The organism is Cupriavidus sp. CuC1, assembly GCF_044627735.1.
Lineage (GTDB): Bacteria > Pseudomonadota > Gammaproteobacteria > Burkholderiales > Burkholderiaceae > Cupriavidus > Cupriavidus ulmosensis.
This window is the reverse complement of sequence record NZ_JBIUHC010000211.1, coordinates 1-14,983: the sequence shown is the minus strand read 5'-3', so window position 1 is coordinate 14,983 and position 14,983 is coordinate 1. Positions and strand designations below refer to the sequence as shown.

General features: G+C 68.0%; 9 protein-coding genes and 2 pseudogenes. 5 read left to right on the top strand and 6 right to left on the bottom strand.

What is annotated here, in order from left to right:
• The coding region (locus ACGLHR_RS46440; RefSeq protein ID WP_400102537.1) for a zinc ribbon domain-containing protein at nucleotides 1-323 on the top strand (323 nt) is incomplete at its 5' end.
• A 66-nt stretch (nucleotides 324-389) separates the two neighbouring features.
• Here the strand turns inward: ACGLHR_RS46440 and ACGLHR_RS46435 are convergent.
• Nucleotides 390-1,568, bottom strand: coding sequence for a citrate synthase family protein (locus ACGLHR_RS46435; protein WP_400102536.1), 1,179 nt, complete (start codon nucleotides 1,566-1,568; stop codon nucleotides 390-392).
• A 118-nt stretch (nucleotides 1,569-1,686) separates the two neighbouring features.
• Between ACGLHR_RS46435 and ACGLHR_RS46430 the strand changes: the two genes are divergently transcribed.
• Complete coding sequence (locus ACGLHR_RS46430; RefSeq protein ID WP_400102535.1) at nucleotides 1,687-3,105, top strand: CoA transferase; 1,419 nt, start codon at nucleotides 1,687-1,689, stop codon at nucleotides 3,103-3,105.
• Between the two features lie 34 nt (nucleotides 3,106-3,139).
• Here the strand turns inward: ACGLHR_RS46430 and ACGLHR_RS46425 are convergent, their stop codons facing one another.
• Nucleotides 3,140-4,141, bottom strand: a complete 1,002-nt coding sequence (locus ACGLHR_RS46425; RefSeq protein ID WP_400102534.1) for a Bug family tripartite tricarboxylate transporter substrate binding protein — start codon at nucleotides 4,139-4,141, stop codon at nucleotides 3,140-3,142.
• Between the two features lie 270 nt (nucleotides 4,142-4,411).
• Here ACGLHR_RS46425 and ACGLHR_RS46420 point away from each other — a divergent pair, with 270 nt between their 5' ends.
• Together ACGLHR_RS46420 and ACGLHR_RS46415 are read left to right on the top strand one after the other, a co-directional pair.
• Nucleotides 4,412-5,716 carry an MASE1 domain-containing protein gene (locus ACGLHR_RS46420; RefSeq protein ID WP_400102533.1) on the top strand — a complete coding sequence of 435 codons (1,305 nt, stop codon included), beginning with the start codon at nucleotides 4,412-4,414 and terminating at the stop codon, nucleotides 5,714-5,716.
• Nucleotides 5,713-6,948: an alpha/beta fold hydrolase gene (locus tag ACGLHR_RS46415; protein ID WP_318236374.1), complete on the top strand. Its 1,236-nt coding sequence runs from the start codon at nucleotides 5,713-5,715 to the stop codon at nucleotides 6,946-6,948. Before ACGLHR_RS46420 ends, ACGLHR_RS46415 begins: the two co-directional genes overlap by 4 nt.
• 8 nt (nucleotides 6,949-6,956) lie before the next feature.
• Here the strand turns inward: ACGLHR_RS46415 and ACGLHR_RS46410 are convergent, their stop codons facing one another.
• The 4 genes and pseudogenes from ACGLHR_RS46410 to ACGLHR_RS46395 form a co-directional block, all read right to left on the bottom strand.
• Nucleotides 6,957-9,263, bottom strand: coding sequence for a patatin-like phospholipase family protein (locus ACGLHR_RS46410; protein WP_318236390.1), 2,307 nt, complete (start codon nucleotides 9,261-9,263; stop codon nucleotides 6,957-6,959).
• 391 nt (nucleotides 9,264-9,654) lie between these two features.
• Nucleotides 9,655-11,046: pseudogene (locus ACGLHR_RS46405) on the bottom strand (efflux transporter outer membrane subunit).
• An 83-nt stretch (nucleotides 11,047-11,129) separates the two neighbouring features.
• On the bottom strand, nucleotides 11,130-12,695 hold the full coding sequence (locus ACGLHR_RS46400) for a DHA2 family efflux MFS transporter permease subunit (protein ID WP_400102538.1): 1,566 nt from the start codon (nucleotides 12,693-12,695) through the stop codon (nucleotides 11,130-11,132).
• 55 nt (nucleotides 12,696-12,750) lie between these two features.
• Nucleotides 12,751-13,907, bottom strand: a pseudogene (locus ACGLHR_RS46395) (HlyD family secretion protein).
• A 105-nt stretch (nucleotides 13,908-14,012) separates the two neighbouring features.
• On the opposite strand from ACGLHR_RS46395, the gene ACGLHR_RS46390 reads away from it, so the two are divergent.
• On the top strand, nucleotides 14,013-14,738 hold the full coding sequence (locus ACGLHR_RS46390; protein ID WP_400102532.1) for a CerR family C-terminal domain-containing protein: 726 nt from the start codon (nucleotides 14,013-14,015) through the stop codon (nucleotides 14,736-14,738).
• Nucleotides 14,739-14,983: the final 245 nt, after the last annotated feature.

Genomic DNA, 14,983 nt, shown 5'->3' with positions numbered 1-14,983 from the left:
TCGACCAAGGCTGGTTCGAGTTCCGTCGCCAGCTCGAGTACAAGCTGGCGTGGAATGGCGGCTGGCTTATTGCGGTGTCGCCGCAGCACACCAGCCAGACTTGTCCGCGTTGCAGTCATGTGTCTACCGAGAGCCGGCAGACACAAGCTCGGTTCGCCTGTGTGGCGTGCGGGTTCGAGGAGCATGCCGACCTGGTCGGCGCGATTACCGTTTTGGCGCGGGGACACCGCGTTGCAGCCTGTGGAGAGCCGGCGCAGTCAGGCCGCTCTATGAAGCAGGAACCCACCGAAGCGGCTACGCAAAACATCTGCGTAGCGCCGTAGGAATCCCATCCCTTTCCGCCGAAAGGCGGCGGCCGCAGGCCGAGGGAGGGGAGGATGTCAACCAGGCTACGCCGGGCGCGGGCCGATGTACGCCGCGCGCGGGCGGATCAGCTCGGCATCGGCGCGCTGCTCCAGGCCGTGCGCGATCCAGCCGATGGAGCGGCCAAGCGCGAACATGCCGAAGGCCGCGCCGGGTGGCAGCCGCAGATGGCGGCGCAGCGCCACCAGCGCAAAATCGATCGATGGCCGCTGCCCCACCAGCGCGAAGGCGTCGTCGATGAACGCCTGCCATTGCGGGTGATGCGGGAGTATCCGCGCCAGCAGGCCGATGGCGCGAATGTCGCCGGCGGGGTAGAGATGATGGCCAAACCCCGGCAGGTTCTCGCCGCGGGCCAGCCGCTCGCGCAGCTTCGATGCGGGCGGGGCCTCGCCCAGTTCGTCCCAGAGAGCCTCCACGCGGGCGGTGGCCCCGCCATGCAGCCCACCGGTCAGCGCGGCCAGGCCGGCGACCACCGATGCGCGCAGGCTGGCGCCGGTGGACGCCACGCAGCGGGCAGTGAAGCTCGACGCGTTCAGTTCGTGGTCTGCGCAAAGCACCAGCGCCATGCGGATCAGGTCCGCGCCTTCTGCGTCCACCTGCCAGGCGCTGGCGCATTGTTGATGGACCGGAGCACTGGCGGGTGCCGTGCCCAACAGGCAGGCGGCCAGCAGGCGCACCAGAACGCCGCAGCCCTCGGCAAGGCGTTCCGGTGATTTTTGCCACTGCGCCGTGGGGTCGTCATCGCTGGCAATGGTAAACAGCGGCAGCAGCGCCTGCTCGCTGCGGCGCCCGGCGAAGGCCGCCTGCATCGCCGTGAGGCGCGCCGGCGCAGGCGGTGCAGCACCAAACGCCGCGTCCGGCGGGCACTGCCACAGCAATGCGGCCACCGCTTCGACCGTGTCCGCCGCAGCCAGCGCCACGGCATCCATGCCCCGGTAGTAAAGCCGCCCGTCCTCGATCAACGTGATCCCCGATTCCAGCACCGGCAAACCCCAGCTCAGCGTGGCCTTGGCCACCTCGCGAGGCTTGCGGCCGCGCGTGCGCTGGCCGGCCAGGCGCGCAACGTCGTCCGCGAGATAGCGGCTTTCGCGGTGGGTTTCGCCATCGTGCGCGTGCAGCAGGCCACGGCTGACATAGGCATAGAGCGTCTGGCGGGAGACGCCAAGCTGGGCGGCGGCTTCGGCGGAAGTCAGGTAACGGGGCATGGGCGAGGGCGAGGAAATCGGCAATGAGTTGATTAAGTTAATCAATATTGACTATTAAAACAAGCAGCCTATGCTGCAAGGCACTCAGTCTTGCCCAACCCACAACGGAGAGCACGCCATGCCAGCCCCCGGAGAATCAACGCCTTCAGCCAGGAGCCCGACAGGAGCCGCGACCACCTTCCTTGGCGAAATCTGGCGCAGCGTGCACGGTGATGCCGCGTGGCTGGAGCACATTGCCATGACCGGCTCAGGTCACTTGCCCTCGGTCTTGCCCGTCACCGACCTGGCCGCCGCCGCCGTCGGCGCAGCCGGCCTGGCCGTTGCCGAGTTGATCCACCGGGCCTGCGGGCATGCGCCGCATGTCGAGGCAGACCAACGTCTCGCTTCGCTATGGTTCGGCACTTCGCTGCGACCGCAGGGCTGGGAATTGCCGCCGCAATGGGATCCGGTAGCAGGCGACTACCGGGCCAAGGACGGCTGGGTCCGGCTCCATACCAACGCCCCGCATCATCGCGATGCCGCCCTCGCCGTGCTTGGCGTGGCGGCGCGGGCGGACAAGGCCGCCGTTGCCCAGGCCGTGTCCGGGTGGGAGGCCAGCGCGCTGGAAGCGGCCATCGTCGAGCGCGGCGGCTGCTCGGCGGCCATGCGCACCGTGGCCGAATGGGCCGCCCACCCGCAGGGCCTCGCCGTCAGCCGCGAGCCGCTGATGCACTGGACGACGACCGCCACAGGGCCACGGCCAGCCTGGGCCATCGCCCCGGATCGCCCCTTGCGCAGCATCCGCGTGCTGGACCTGACCCGGATCCTGGCCGGCCCGGTGGCCACCCGCTTCCTGGCCGGGTTCGGCGCCGACGTGCTCCGTATCGACCCGCCCGGCTGGGAAGAGCCCGGCACCGTGCCCGAAGTGGTGCCCGGCAAGCGCTGCGCACGGCTCGACCTGCAAAGCACGGCGGACCGGCAGGTGCTGGAACGATTGCTGAGCCAGGCCGACGTGATGGTGCACGGCTACCGTCCCGAAGCCCTGGCGCGGCTTGGGCTGGACGCAAGGCGCCGCCGCGAGATCAATCCCGCGCTGGTGGATGTGTCGCTCGATGCGTATGGGTGGAGTGGGCCGTGGAGCGGCCGGCGCGGCTTCGACAGCCTGGTTCAGATGAGCACCGGCATTGCCGATGCGGGCATGCGCGCCGCAGGCCTGGACCGTCCCAAGCCGCTGCCCGTGCAGGCCATCGACCACGCCACTGGCTACCTGATGGCCACGGCGGCCATCCGCGGGCTGGTGCAGCGCCTGGCGACCGGCGCTGGCTGCGAGGTGCGGGCGTCGCTGGCGCGCACGGCGCATCTTTTGGTGGCGGGCGCGGGCGCGCAAGGCGAAGCACCAATGCTGGCCCCCGAAACGGCCGCTGACCTGGCAGTCGTCGTCGAGGAAACCGCATGGGGCCCGGCACGCCGGATCAGGCCGCCCGCCACGGTGCAAGGTGCGCCAATGCGCTGGGAGCGCCCGGCCGGCAAGCTGGGCGCCGCGCTGGCGCAGTGGTAAGCCACGAAAGGCAGCCCGCCCCGGCCTGGACGGCTTAGTCGATCTTCGCGCCCGAGGCCTTGATCACCTGTCCCCAGCGCTTCTGCTCGGCGGCAATGGTCTGGCCGAAGGCCTCCGGGCCCTGCCAGGCCGCCTCCGCGCCCTGCTGCTCCAGCTTGGCGCGGGTATCGGCTTCGCCCAGCACGGTCTGCAGCGCGCCAGACAGCTTGGCCACCACTTCCTTGGGGGTGCCAGCGGGCGCCAGCATGCCGTAGAAGCCAACCACTTCGAAGTTCTTCAGCCCGGCCTCTTCCATGGTCGGCACGTCAGGCAACGCGGGCGAGCGATGCTTGGACGTCACCGCCAGCGCGCGCACCTTGCCGGCCTTGATGTACTGGGTGAACAGCGGGATCGAGTCTGCCATCATCTGCGCCTGGCCGCCCATCACGTCGGTCAGCGCCGGGGCGCTGCCCTTGTAGGGAATGTGGACGATAAAGGTGCCGCTGGCCTGCTTGAACATCTCAGGCATCAGGTGGGAGATGCCGCCGTTGCCGCCCGAGGCAAAATTCAGCTTGCCGGGATTGGCGCGCGCATAGCCGATGAATTCCTTGAGGTTGCGGGCCGGCACATTGTTATTGACCACCATCACCAGCGGAATCAGCGCGGTGCGGGCCACGGGTGCAAAATCCCGCGGCATCGCGTATGGCAGCTTGGGATAGAGCGAGCCATTGATGGCCATCTGGCCGGTGTTGGCCAGCAACAGCGTGTAGCCGTCCGGCGCGGCCTTGGCCACAGCGTCCGAGCCGATATTGCCGGCCGCGCCGGCCTTGTAGTCCAGCACCACCGACTGGCCCAGGATAGGCTGCAGCTTTTCGGCGAGGAGGCGGGCGTGGGTGTCGACCGGGCCACCCGGCGGGAAGCCCACCACCAGGCGGATCGGCTTTTCCGGCCAGGCGGCAGCGGCAGGGGCCGCGCCCAGTGCCAGCGGCAGGGCGGCGCAGGTCAGCAGCGCCGGCAAGCCGGACAGGAATCGATTATTTAATGTGTACTTCGCCATCAGGTCTTTTCTCCTCGTTTATATTGCGGCCTTGCCTTGCCGGCATGCGCCGGGGCGAGCCCTGGCCGGGCTCGTGGCCTGACATCCGCTAACACCGTTAATTGTGACGATTTTATTACATGGCGCCATGCTAGAAATCCCTGTGCGGGCTTATGATGCCCCTGCCCGGCCGCGCCATTGCGTCAGCCGCGTGCCCGCCTGGCGCGTTCAGATAACGGCTGGCCGCCGCGCGCCGGCCCCGTGCCCGGGCATCAGCCAAGGAAAGCCTAAGTGAAACCAACCAACCGAGCCGTCATCCTGTTCCTGTGGGCGGCACTGTACTTCTGCTCCGGCTACATCTCGCACAAGCTCAACGGCCCGTTCTCCGCCACCGGCTATATCTGGCTGCCGGCCGGCGTGACCGTGGCCGCGTTCATGCTGACGCCGATGCCGCGCTGGCTGCCGGTCGGGCTGGCGTTCTTCGCCGCGCAGATGCTGCTGGGCTGGGTGGAGGCGCGCGACACGTTGCGCCTGATACTGTTCTCGCTCGACGAGATCGGCTTTGCCGCCGTGGCAGTGGCGGTGGTCAGGAGCACGCACTTCTCGCTGGAAGGGCTGGCCTTCGTGCGCGGCTTGCTGATCGCCGGGGTGGTCAGCAGCGCTGCCAGCGCCGCGGTGGGTGCGGGCTGGTTCACAATCATGCAGGACGTGCCGTTCTGGCGTACCGCGCGCATCTGGGGCGCGGCCGACCTGGTGGGCGTGCTGATCGTCACGCCAGTGCTGGCGGGCTGGTCGCGCTTTCGCGCCATGCGCTCGGGTGGCATGAGCGGCGGCGATTTCCTGTTCGGCCTGGGCGCGTTTGCCGCGCTGGTGCTGACCACCTTATTTATCTTCGACAACAAGAGCCTGGGCCAGCTGCCCACTGGCGTGGTGTTTGCGCTGACCTATATCCCGCTGTTCTTCGCCGCGGTGGTGACGCTGCTGTGGGGCGGCCGGGGCGGCTCCGTGGCGGTGGCGATCCTGGCGCTGTTCGTGCTGGTCAATACCGGCCAGGGCGATGGCCCGTTTGCCGAGAGCGCGGCCCACCATGGCCGCTCGCTGATGGAAGCCCAGCTCTATCTTGCCGTGGCCGCCTTGCTGACGCTGCTGATCAGCACGCTGCGGACCAGCCGCGAGCAACTGCACCTGCAGTCGGCGCAGCGCCAGAACGATGTCAAGCTGGCCCTGGCGGCCAGCGGCCAGCTGGTCTACTGCCTGGACCCGCGCAGCGGCACGCTGCGCTGGAGCGGCGACGTGGAGCGCTCGCTGGGCGTGCGCGAAGATACCTTCGGCAATCTCGACAACGTGCTGGCTCACGTGCATACCGACGACCGGGCCCGGGTGCGCGACCGCTGGCTGCGCGAGTGCGACGGCGATGGGGATGGTGGCGAGACCCGCACCGACCTTCTTTTCCGCCTGATGCTGCCCCCGGGCGACTGCACCATGGTGCTGGATATGAGTAGCCCCTTGCTGGACGGGGACGAGACCGTCGCGATCATTGCCGGCGCATGGCGCCTGCAGGGCGCGGCTGTGATCGAGGAGCGCGACGCAGCATGACGGCTCTCAAGGGCAGCGGCACGGGTGCCCTGCTCATCCACGGCCTGGGCGGCACGCAATTCGACCTCGGCCCGATGCACAAGGCCCTGCGGCGCGCCGGGGTGGAAACCCACGCGGTGACGCTGCCAGGACACGCCGGCACGCCCGAGGACCTGGTGCCCGTGCGGGCCGAGCAATGGCTCGACACCGTCACGCAGGCATACGATGAACTGGCCGGGCAGTACGAGACCTTCCACGTCATGGGCATGTGCTTGGGCGGGCTTCTGGCCCTGGCGCTGGCCGAGCGCCGGCAGCACACCAAGGGCCGGCTGATCGCGCTGGCGGCCCCGGTCTACATCGACGGCTGGTCCACGCCCTGGTACCGCGCGCTGCGGCACCTGGTCTATCACATCCCCACGCTGCCCGCGCGCATGCGGGTGGAGGAAGACGAGCCGTTCGGCATCAAGAACGACCTCGTGCGCGCCATCGTCAAGGCCAAGTTCGAGCGCGGCGACAATTTCCACTATCGCTGGGTGCCGTTGGCCTGCATCCGCCAGGTTGACCGGCTGCGCGGCTGGGTGCTGCGCGGCGCCCACCGCATCGTCTGTCCCACCCTGGTGGTCCACGCGCGCGAGGACGAGCTGACCAGCCTGCGCTCGGCCGACTTCCTGGAAGCCGCGATCCCCGACATGCGCAAGGTCGTGGTGGAAAACAGCTATCACATGATCTGCGTGGACAACGACCGCGAGCAGGTGGTCAGCAACGTGCTCGAGTTCCTCGGTTTCGACCCGGCGCAGGCGCGCCGCCCGGCACGCGCCAGGGTAGAAGTGCCGATGACCGAGGAAGCCGTCGCCGCCGTGGTGAACGAATACCTGCAGGCCCTCACCAGCGGGCAGTTCGAAGCGCTGTTCCCGCTGCTGGAGCCCGGCGTGCGCTGGCGCCACCAGGGCGAGCATCCGCTGGCGGGAAGCTACGACGACCGCGACGCCGTGATCGACATGTTTGCCAAGCTGGAGGCGATGGCCGGCAAGACGGTGCGCATCGCCGTGACCGCGCCGCCGCGCATCGAGGGCGCCACCGCGCAGATCGACGTAGCGGCCTCCTCCGTCATGAACGGCGAGGCCCGCCACAGCCAGGGCACGCAAACCCTGCGCATGCGCAACGGCCGCATCAGCGCGGTGACCTTCCGGCCGGCCGACAGCGCCGACAACGCGGTGAGCGCCACCGAGCCCCTGCCGGCGCCCGCGGGCTAGTCCGCGGACTAGAACACGCGGCCCAGCTGCAGGTACAGGTTCCACACCCCGTTCGGCGCCGTGGCAAAGCCGAAGTACAGCGGGCCGATGGCGCTGTTGCCGCCGATAAACAGGCTGGCGCTGGTCTTGAACGGCCCATTGCCAAAGTTCTTGCGCCGCAGCCAGACGTCGCCGGCCTCCAGGCTGGCGCCCACCACGGTGGTGCGCAGCCCGGGCAGGATGAACTCGCGCAGGTCGTTCAGGTAGGTCATGCGGCCGTACAGCAGGTAGTTGCCGGAGAACTGGTCCTGGGCATAGGCCGAAAGATGCTGGAAGCCGCCCAGCGTGAAGCCCAGCCCGCCGCTGACGCTGTTGTCGGTGCGGTGATCGCCGTAGGTGGCCGCGGCCTCCGCCGCCAGGTTCAGCGTGTGGCGGCCGTAGCTGGTTGCCCAGAGCGCCTTGGCATGGGCATCGTTGAAGCGGTTGTCGGTACCGCCGAAGGCCAGCTCGTTGGTGGCCAGCAGGTAATAGCCGGTGCGCGGGAACAGCGGATCGTCGAGCTGGTCGATGGTGAGCTGGGCACGCATGGTGGGCTGGCGCACATGGGCGTGGGGAAATAGCCGGCCAGTACTGATGGGCAGGTTATAGACAGCCGAGTAATTGACCTGCTGGTAGTTCACGCCCGCCCGGAACTCGCCGAGGCGGCCCAGCGGCACACCCAGGTCCAGGCCCGCGGCGGCGGTGTCGATCCGGAAGGCGGTGATCGGGTCGGTATTGCGGTTGGGCGCGGTGTCGCCATAGAGGTCGACGCGCTTGCGCCCGTACTCCACATAGGGCGCGACATAGAAGCCCAGCCGGTCGAACACCGGCTGGCGCAACTCGGTGTGCCACTTTGCCTGGGTGCTGCCCAGCACGATGTCATTGCGCCATTCCAGCCCGCCCGGCGTGATCCAGGGATAGCGATGCCCCAGTTGCAGGTTGAACCCGCCCTGGCCATTGAAGGTGTTGGATACGCCGAAACCGAACAGCAGGAACTGCGGCCCCCAGGATTTTTGCTGCGCCTCGACCTTCAGTACATTGCTGCCGTCTTCCGTGACCAGCTCCTGCGCCACGCTCTCGAAATCGCCCGAAGTGGAGAGCTGCGCCATCTCGCGGTTGAGCGTGACGGCGTCGTAAGTGTCGCCTTCGTTCACGCCCAGGTACTTGCGCACGTAGCTGGCCGGGATCCGGCCTTGCGAGTGGATCTGGATGGCATCGATGCGCAGCGGGCCCGCCACCGCCTGGCTGCCCTTGCGCGCCGCCAGGTAGCTTTGCCAGGCGTGCGCCGGCAGCGTCAGCGACGCCAGCCGGGGCTCGGACGCCAGTACGGCGTTCCAGCCGTTCTGGATGCCATCGTTGGCGCGCGAGAAGTCGGTGAAGGACAGGTCGCCCAGCTGGGGCTCGATCAGCACGTCGCCCGGCCTGAGCAGCGCCTTCTGCGTGCTCACGTTCTGGTTCGTCAGGATTGTGACCATCTGCTGCGTCACCGCCGCCGGCGAGTCCAGGCTGGCGGGATCGTCCAGCGGCGAGGCGATATTGACCGCGATGATCACATCGGCGCCCATGTCGCGCGCCAGTTGCACCGGCAGGTTGCTGACCAGCCCGCCGTCGACGAGCGTGCGACCGTTCACCTTGATCGGCGCGAACAAACCCGGCACCGCCACGCTGGCACGGATGGCGCGCGGCAGCGAGCCATGGTCCAGCACCACTGGGGCCCCGGTGCCCAGGTCGGTGGCAATGGTACGAAACGGCGTCGGCAGCTTGTCGAAGGCGGCGTCGGCCGGCACCTGCGCAGTCCAGTTCTGCAGCAGCGCCAGCAGGCGGTTGCCCTGCGCCAGGCCGGTGGGCAGCTTGATCTTGCCATCGCCATAGCCGGCCGAGATCCCGATCGGGTACTGCAGGTCGTCCTCGCGCTGCGATTGCGGCAGTTCGGCGCGCTCGTTGCGGTCGAAGGCGATATCGCTCAGGTTGATATGCGACAGCTTGGCCTCCAGCTCGCCCGCCGACAAGCCGCTGGCGTACAAGCCGCCCACCACGGCGCCCATGCTGGTGGCCGCGATGCAGTCGATCGGCACGTGCATTTTCTCGAGCGCCCTGATCACGCCGATATGCGCATAGCCGCGCGCACCGCCCCCGGACAGCACCAGGCACACGCGCGGGCGCTTGCCCCCCGGCTCGGGTGCGGGGGCAGATTCAGCGGCGGATTCAGCGGTGGAATGCGCGGCAGGCTGCGCAGGGTGATCTGCTGCCCTGGCGGCCTGCGGCGCCAAGGCTAGCGCCACCAATGCAAGCAACATCGGCAGCACCTGACAACCGGGCACCAGCGAGCGCAAGCGGCGCGCGATGCGTGAAAGTGAGCGGGGCATGGACAAACCGCGGCAAGACGGGACAAGACGACGAAATCGCCGCGCAGAGTTGGCGGGGAAGGTCGTCACGATAGGGCAATTGCCCGTCCTTGAACAGCGGCGCATGCCCGATGGAGTGCCGGCTGCCTAACCTGCGCGGCTGCCGCGGCCCACCCGCCGAGCTGCCGCGCGGGTCAATCGCGCAAACCCCCAACCAAAAAGAGCAGTTTTGCCCACATTTCTTTGGGGCTGGTAAACGTATGCTGGATACAACATAGGGGCATGGCGGCCTGAAAGGCCCCGGCCGCCCGCGCCACCCGGCGCATGACGGCCATCGTCCGTCCTAGCCGTCGTTCTGCCAACCCAGCCCAAGTGCCTTTTGCAACGACACGAAGTCCTTGATCAGGTTGGCATCGCCGGCGATCCGGTCCTGCTGCGCGCGCACCCGGGTGCGCTCGACATCCAGCCAGTCAAGCATGCTGGCCGTACCGGCGCGGTAGCGTTGCTGGGTCAGCACGGAGGCCCGCTCGGCAGACGCCTCCACCCGGCGCAGCAGGACCACGTTCTCGCGCTGGTGCCCGTAGCGGGACAAGGCCACATCGGCGTCGCGCAGCGCCTTCAGGACCACGCTTTCATACTTTGCCTCGGCATTGTCCCGTCCCGCCCGCGCACCGTCCACGCTGGCGGCAACCCGGCCGAAATCCAGCGCATTCCACTGCAACCGCGGCAAGGCGAGCCAGGTGGCGTTGTCCTTGCGGACCAGGTGGCCAGGATCCATCGCGCTGTAGCCGAGGGAGCCGAACAGCGACAGCTTGGGGAACCAGTCAGCCTTGTGCGCGCCGATCTGCGCGTTCTGCGAGGCCAGGGTGCGCTCCGCCGCGCGGATGTCCGGCCGCGCCTTGAGCAAGGCAGCGGGGTTGCCGACGGACACCGTGGCCGGCAACGTGGGCAGTGGCCGTTGCGGGCCGAGCTCGCCATCCAATGCGCCGGGGGCCTGGCCCGTGAGCACGGCGAGTTCATCGAACGACTCCGTGATCTGCGCCTCGATGGGCGCGATCTGCGAGCGTGTGCCCTCCACCTGGGTCAGCAGCCGCTACACTTCCAGCTCCGATGCCACCCCGCGCTCGCGTCGTTGCTGCGTCAGTTCCAGCATGTCGGCTTCCAGCTTTTCCGAAGCGCGCAGGTGCGTCAGGCGCAACTGCTGCTCACGCAGGCCGACGTAGGCTTGCGCGACCTCGGCCGCCAGTTGCACATGGGCGTCTGCAAGCTGTTCGGCGCAAGCGTCCGCCTGCGCCGAGGCCGCCTCGATGGCACGCCGCGTCCCGCCGAAGAGATCAATCTCCCAGCTCGCGTCGAAGTTGGCCAGATAGAGCGCCAGCGGTCCGCGGCCGCCCGACGACGAACCGCCGGAGAGCGAAGACAAAGCCGGCGAGCGCGTGCGCAGCATGGCCGCGTTGGCGCCCACCTTGGGGAGCGCGTCGGCTTGCTGCCCGCGCAGGCCGGCGCGGGCCTGGCTCACGCTGGCCCGCGCCGCACGAATGTCCGGGCTATGCGCCAGTGCGGTTTCTATCAACGCATCCAGTTGGGGATCGCCCAGCGCGCGCCACCACGTTGCGACACGCGGCGCCGCCGGCTCGGTAGTCCGTGGGGCATGGGGAAACGCCGCGGCACCCATTGCGTCGGCCGCGACTTCCGGCGCGCCGTGGTAGTCCGGCCCGACCGTGCAGCCGGTCATGGCAAACGCCAGCGCGGCACCGAGGCAGACCGCGCAGAGCCGGCCCGGGAGCGGCAGCGCATTGGATTGGATGTCGAGCATGATCAATGACCGGAGGACACCGGCGTGCCGGCACCCGGTTGCTTGAGAAGGAGGGCCAGCGGCACGCATAGCAGCAGCGCGATGCCCAGCACAAAGAAAGTCTCGGAAAAGGTGATGACGGCCGCCTGCCTGGCAATCTCCCCTGCCATTTGCGCCAAGGCCTGGAGCTTTGCGTGCGCCAGATCGCCATGCTGGGCAAAGAAGCCCGCCGCGCTGGACGAGATGTGCTCCTGCCCGATCGCGCTGTTGGCGCTCACCGATTCACGGATCACGGCGTCGTGATACGTATTGCGGCGATCGATCAGCGTGCCAAGCAGCGCGAGCCCGACCGAGCCGCCCAGGTTGCGGGCCATGTTGTACAGGCCAGCCGCGTCTCCCGCTTCATGGGTGGCGACAGCCGCCATCGATGCCTGGTTGAGCGGCATCATCGCCAGGATCTGGCCAAAGCCGCGCAGGATCTGCGAGCCGATGAAGTCGTGCCCGACGCTTTGCGTCGTGAGCGAGATGTCCAGCATGCAGCTGCCGAAGAAACACAACAGCCCCGTGATCACGAGCCAACGGCTATCGAACTTGCCAAGCATGCGGGGCAGGATCGGCATCATCAGGAATGCCGGAAGACCGGAGAGCAGCATGATCGAGCCCGCCTGCTGCGCGTTGTATCCGGCGATGGTGGCGAGGAACTGCGGCAACAGGTAGGACACGCCGTAGAGCCCGGCGCCGACCGTCGAAACAATCAGGATGACGCTGGCGAAGTTCTTGTTGAGCAACAGCCGCAGCCGTACGATCGGTGTCTTCGCCGTGAACTGGCCGACGACCATCATCAGGATGCCGGCCGCGGAGATGAGCGCTAGCCATGTGATCATCGGCGACTCAAACCAGCGCTCGCGCTGCCCCTCCTCCAGCACCACCGTGAGCGAACTCAGGCCGATGGCCAGCCCCGCGATGCCAAGCCAGTCCGCCTTGACGAACGCCTGCAGGCTCGCGCGCTCCGGCTTCAGGCCGAGATAGAGCAGCGCCACCAGCGCCACCGAGATCGGCAGGTTCAGGAAAAAGCACCAGCGCCAGTCCGCGTTCTCGGTCAGCCAGCCGCCAACCACCGGGCCGAGCAATGGGCCGAGCAGGACGATCAGCCCGAACGCCGACATGCCGATCGGCATCTGGTGCCTGGGCAAGCGCGTGCGGATGAAGGTCTGCGCGGTCGGGATCATGGCGCCGCCTGCGAAGCCCTGGCCGATGCGCCCGACGACCATCCCGGCCAGGCTGTGCGATAGCCCGCACATCATCGAGAAGGCGGTAAAGAAAATCGCGTTCCACATCAGGAAGCGCCGAAGCCCGAACACGCGCGTGAGCCACGCGGCGAGCGGGATGATGACGATCTCCGACATCAGGTAGCCCGTGGAGATCCACGTGCCTTCCGTACCCGCGGCACCGATCTGGCCCTGGATCTGCGGCAACGCCGAATTGGTGATCGAGATATCCAGCGTGGCGAGCAGCGCGCCAAGCGAGCCGGCCGCGACGGCGATCCAGTCGGCGGTGGAGGCGTTGGAGACGTGGGAGGCATTCGGCACTGCTGGCGCGGATGCCGGGTTGCCCCCGGAAACGCCGGCACCGGACCGCAGCGCCTTAGCCACGCGCGACCCCGGCCGGAGCCCGTGCTTGCGTGGATGCCGCGTGGCGCGTATCGACCTCGACCGTCACCGACAGCCCCGGCACCAAGGCCCTGCGCGCCTCGCCCGACACATCCAGGTGAATGCGCACCGGCACGCGCTGCACGATCTTGGTGAAATTGCCCGTGGCGTTCTGGGCGGGCAGCAGGGCGAACTGGGAACCCGTGCCGGGCGACAGGCTTTCGACGGTGCCGTGCAGATCGGTATCCGCCAGTGCGTCGACATGGATCGTCACGGGCTGCCCGGGAGCATGTGGCCGACCTGCGTTTCCTTGAAGTTGGCGGTCAGGTAGAGGTCCTGAAGCGGCACGATCGTGAGCAGGCGCGTGCCCGGCTGCGCGAACTGCCCGACCCGGACGGCGCGATCCGCGACGCGCCCGGCCAGGGTGCTGCGCACGAACGTATCCTGCAGGTCGAGCTGGGCGCGGCGCGCGCTCGCCTCGGCCACCGCCAGTTGCGCGCGTGCCTGCTGCAGCTTTGCCCGCAGCGTGAGCGTCTGGCTCTGGGCCGCGCGCAAGGCAGCCTCGTTGGCCTGCTGCGTGGTGGCCGCACGTGTCTGCGCGTAGCGCAGCTCAGCGGTGCGCTCCTCCGTCTCGGCGCCCGATTTGACCAGCGGCGCATAGCGATCCACCTGCGATATCGCGTAGCGCACATTAGCCCGCGCTCCGTCGAGTTCGGCCCTGGCCTGCGCGATATTCGCCTGCTGCTGCGCAAGATCCGCCTCGCTGCGCGCCACGTCGGCCTGGCGCGAGGCAACGGTCGCGGTCGCCTCGTCCAGCGCTGCCTGGTACTGACGGCTATCAAGCCTTGCCAGCGCCTGCCCGGCGACGACCGTCTGGTTATCGCGCACCAGGACTTCAGCCACATAGCCGCTCACCTTCGGCGCCACCGTCACGCTGTCGGCCTGCAGGTAGGCGTCATCGGTGGTTTCAATGAAGCGGCCCACCGTCCACCAATGCCCGCCCCAGACCGCCGCCCCCACAAGCACGATGCCAGCCATGGCCAGCAGCACCGTGCGGCGGCGATTGCGCACCGCAGGCTTGACTGGGGCTGACGTGGCTTCGCCTCGCAACAGAGGGTCGGCGGGCGAATCGGCGGGCGCAGCGGTAGACATGGGGGCTCCAAATTATTCCAAGCGGCACAATTATTCCAGTCGGAAAAATTGTGTCAAGTGATATATTTCTCCCCTGGCACGATCTCAAGGATGGCGACGATACCCATGGCACGACACCGACCGGCTGCCGAAGGCGGCTACCAGCGCGGCGAGGAAACGCGCCTGCGCATCGTCGAGGCGGCGCTGAGACTCTTCGGGGAACGGGGGTTCGAGGGGGCGTCGACGCGTGACATTGCGAAAGAGGCCGGCGTCAATGCGCCCGCGCTGCAGTACTACTTCGATAACAAGGAAGGGGTCTACATTGCCTGCGTTGAGCACTTCGTGGCACGCGTATGGGAGCACCTGGCCGCGCCGGTGAGCGCGGCAGAGGCGACATTGGCCAGCCCCAACGCCGACGACTCGGATTTGATTGAGACCTACCTGGCGCTCCAGGGCAGCTTCGTCTCGTTCCTCAACGATTCACCCGAGGCGCGCGACTGGCAGCTCTTCATGGCGCGCGAACGCGCGGGCCTCGGTCCACCGGCTGCGTTCGCGGTGATCGATGAACGCCTCAACCGCCGCTTGTTCCCCGTGACCGCGTCGATCATCGGCCGGCTGACGGGACGCGAGCCGACCGATGAAGTGACCAGGATCCGGACCATCGCGATCGACAGCCAGGTTGCCACGTTCCGCATGCTGCGCCGGCACGTGCTCAGCGCACTGGAATGGGAAACGATAGGGCCGGAACAGATGGCCCAGCTCAGGGCCGTGATACTCGAGCAGACCAGGATGCTGCTGCTGGCCCTCGTCGCTGCGCGCGACGCCGCGCAGCAAGGCGCCGGCCGCGGCTAGGATCCCGTTGCGCTGATTTGTTCGCAAAGTCTGTTGAGGTTGGCGGGGATTGAATCGGCGGCGGTTGCAGTTTTGGTTTGGCATAGTGGCCCGCTGACGCGGGAGTCGCCCTTGTGGGCGGGGTTTTCGCTCTTCTAGCTGCTGATGCAGAATAGCGTGAGTGGGCGATGTTTTAGCGCTTCTAGCTGCTGGCGCGGCTGTACGGTGTTGGCCGTTTTAGAACGTGTGAGATGTCACTTTTCTTT

Bases quoted from the DNA above. Each gene is read 5' to 3' on its own strand.
- ACGLHR_RS46435 (WP_400102536.1), bottom strand. From the start codon at position 1,568: ATGCCCCGTTACCTGACTTCCGCCGAAGCCGCCGCCCAGCTTGGCGTC.
- ACGLHR_RS46430 (WP_400102535.1), top strand. From the start codon at position 1,687: ATGCCAGCCCCCGGAGAATCAACGCCTTCAGCCAGGAGCCCGACAGGA.
- ACGLHR_RS46425 (WP_400102534.1), bottom strand. From the start codon at position 4,141: ATGGCGAAGTACACATTAAATAATCGATTCCTGTCCGGCTTGCCGGCG.
- ACGLHR_RS46415 (WP_318236374.1), top strand. From the start codon at position 5,713: ATGACGGCTCTCAAGGGCAGCGGCACGGGTGCCCTGCTCATCCACGGC.
- ACGLHR_RS46410 (WP_318236390.1), bottom strand. From the start codon at position 9,263: ATGTTGCTTGCATTGGTGGCGCTAGCCTTGGCGCCGCAGGCCGCCAGG.
- ACGLHR_RS46390 (WP_400102532.1), top strand. From the start codon at position 14,013: ATGGCACGACACCGACCGGCTGCCGAAGGCGGCTACCAGCGCGGCGAG.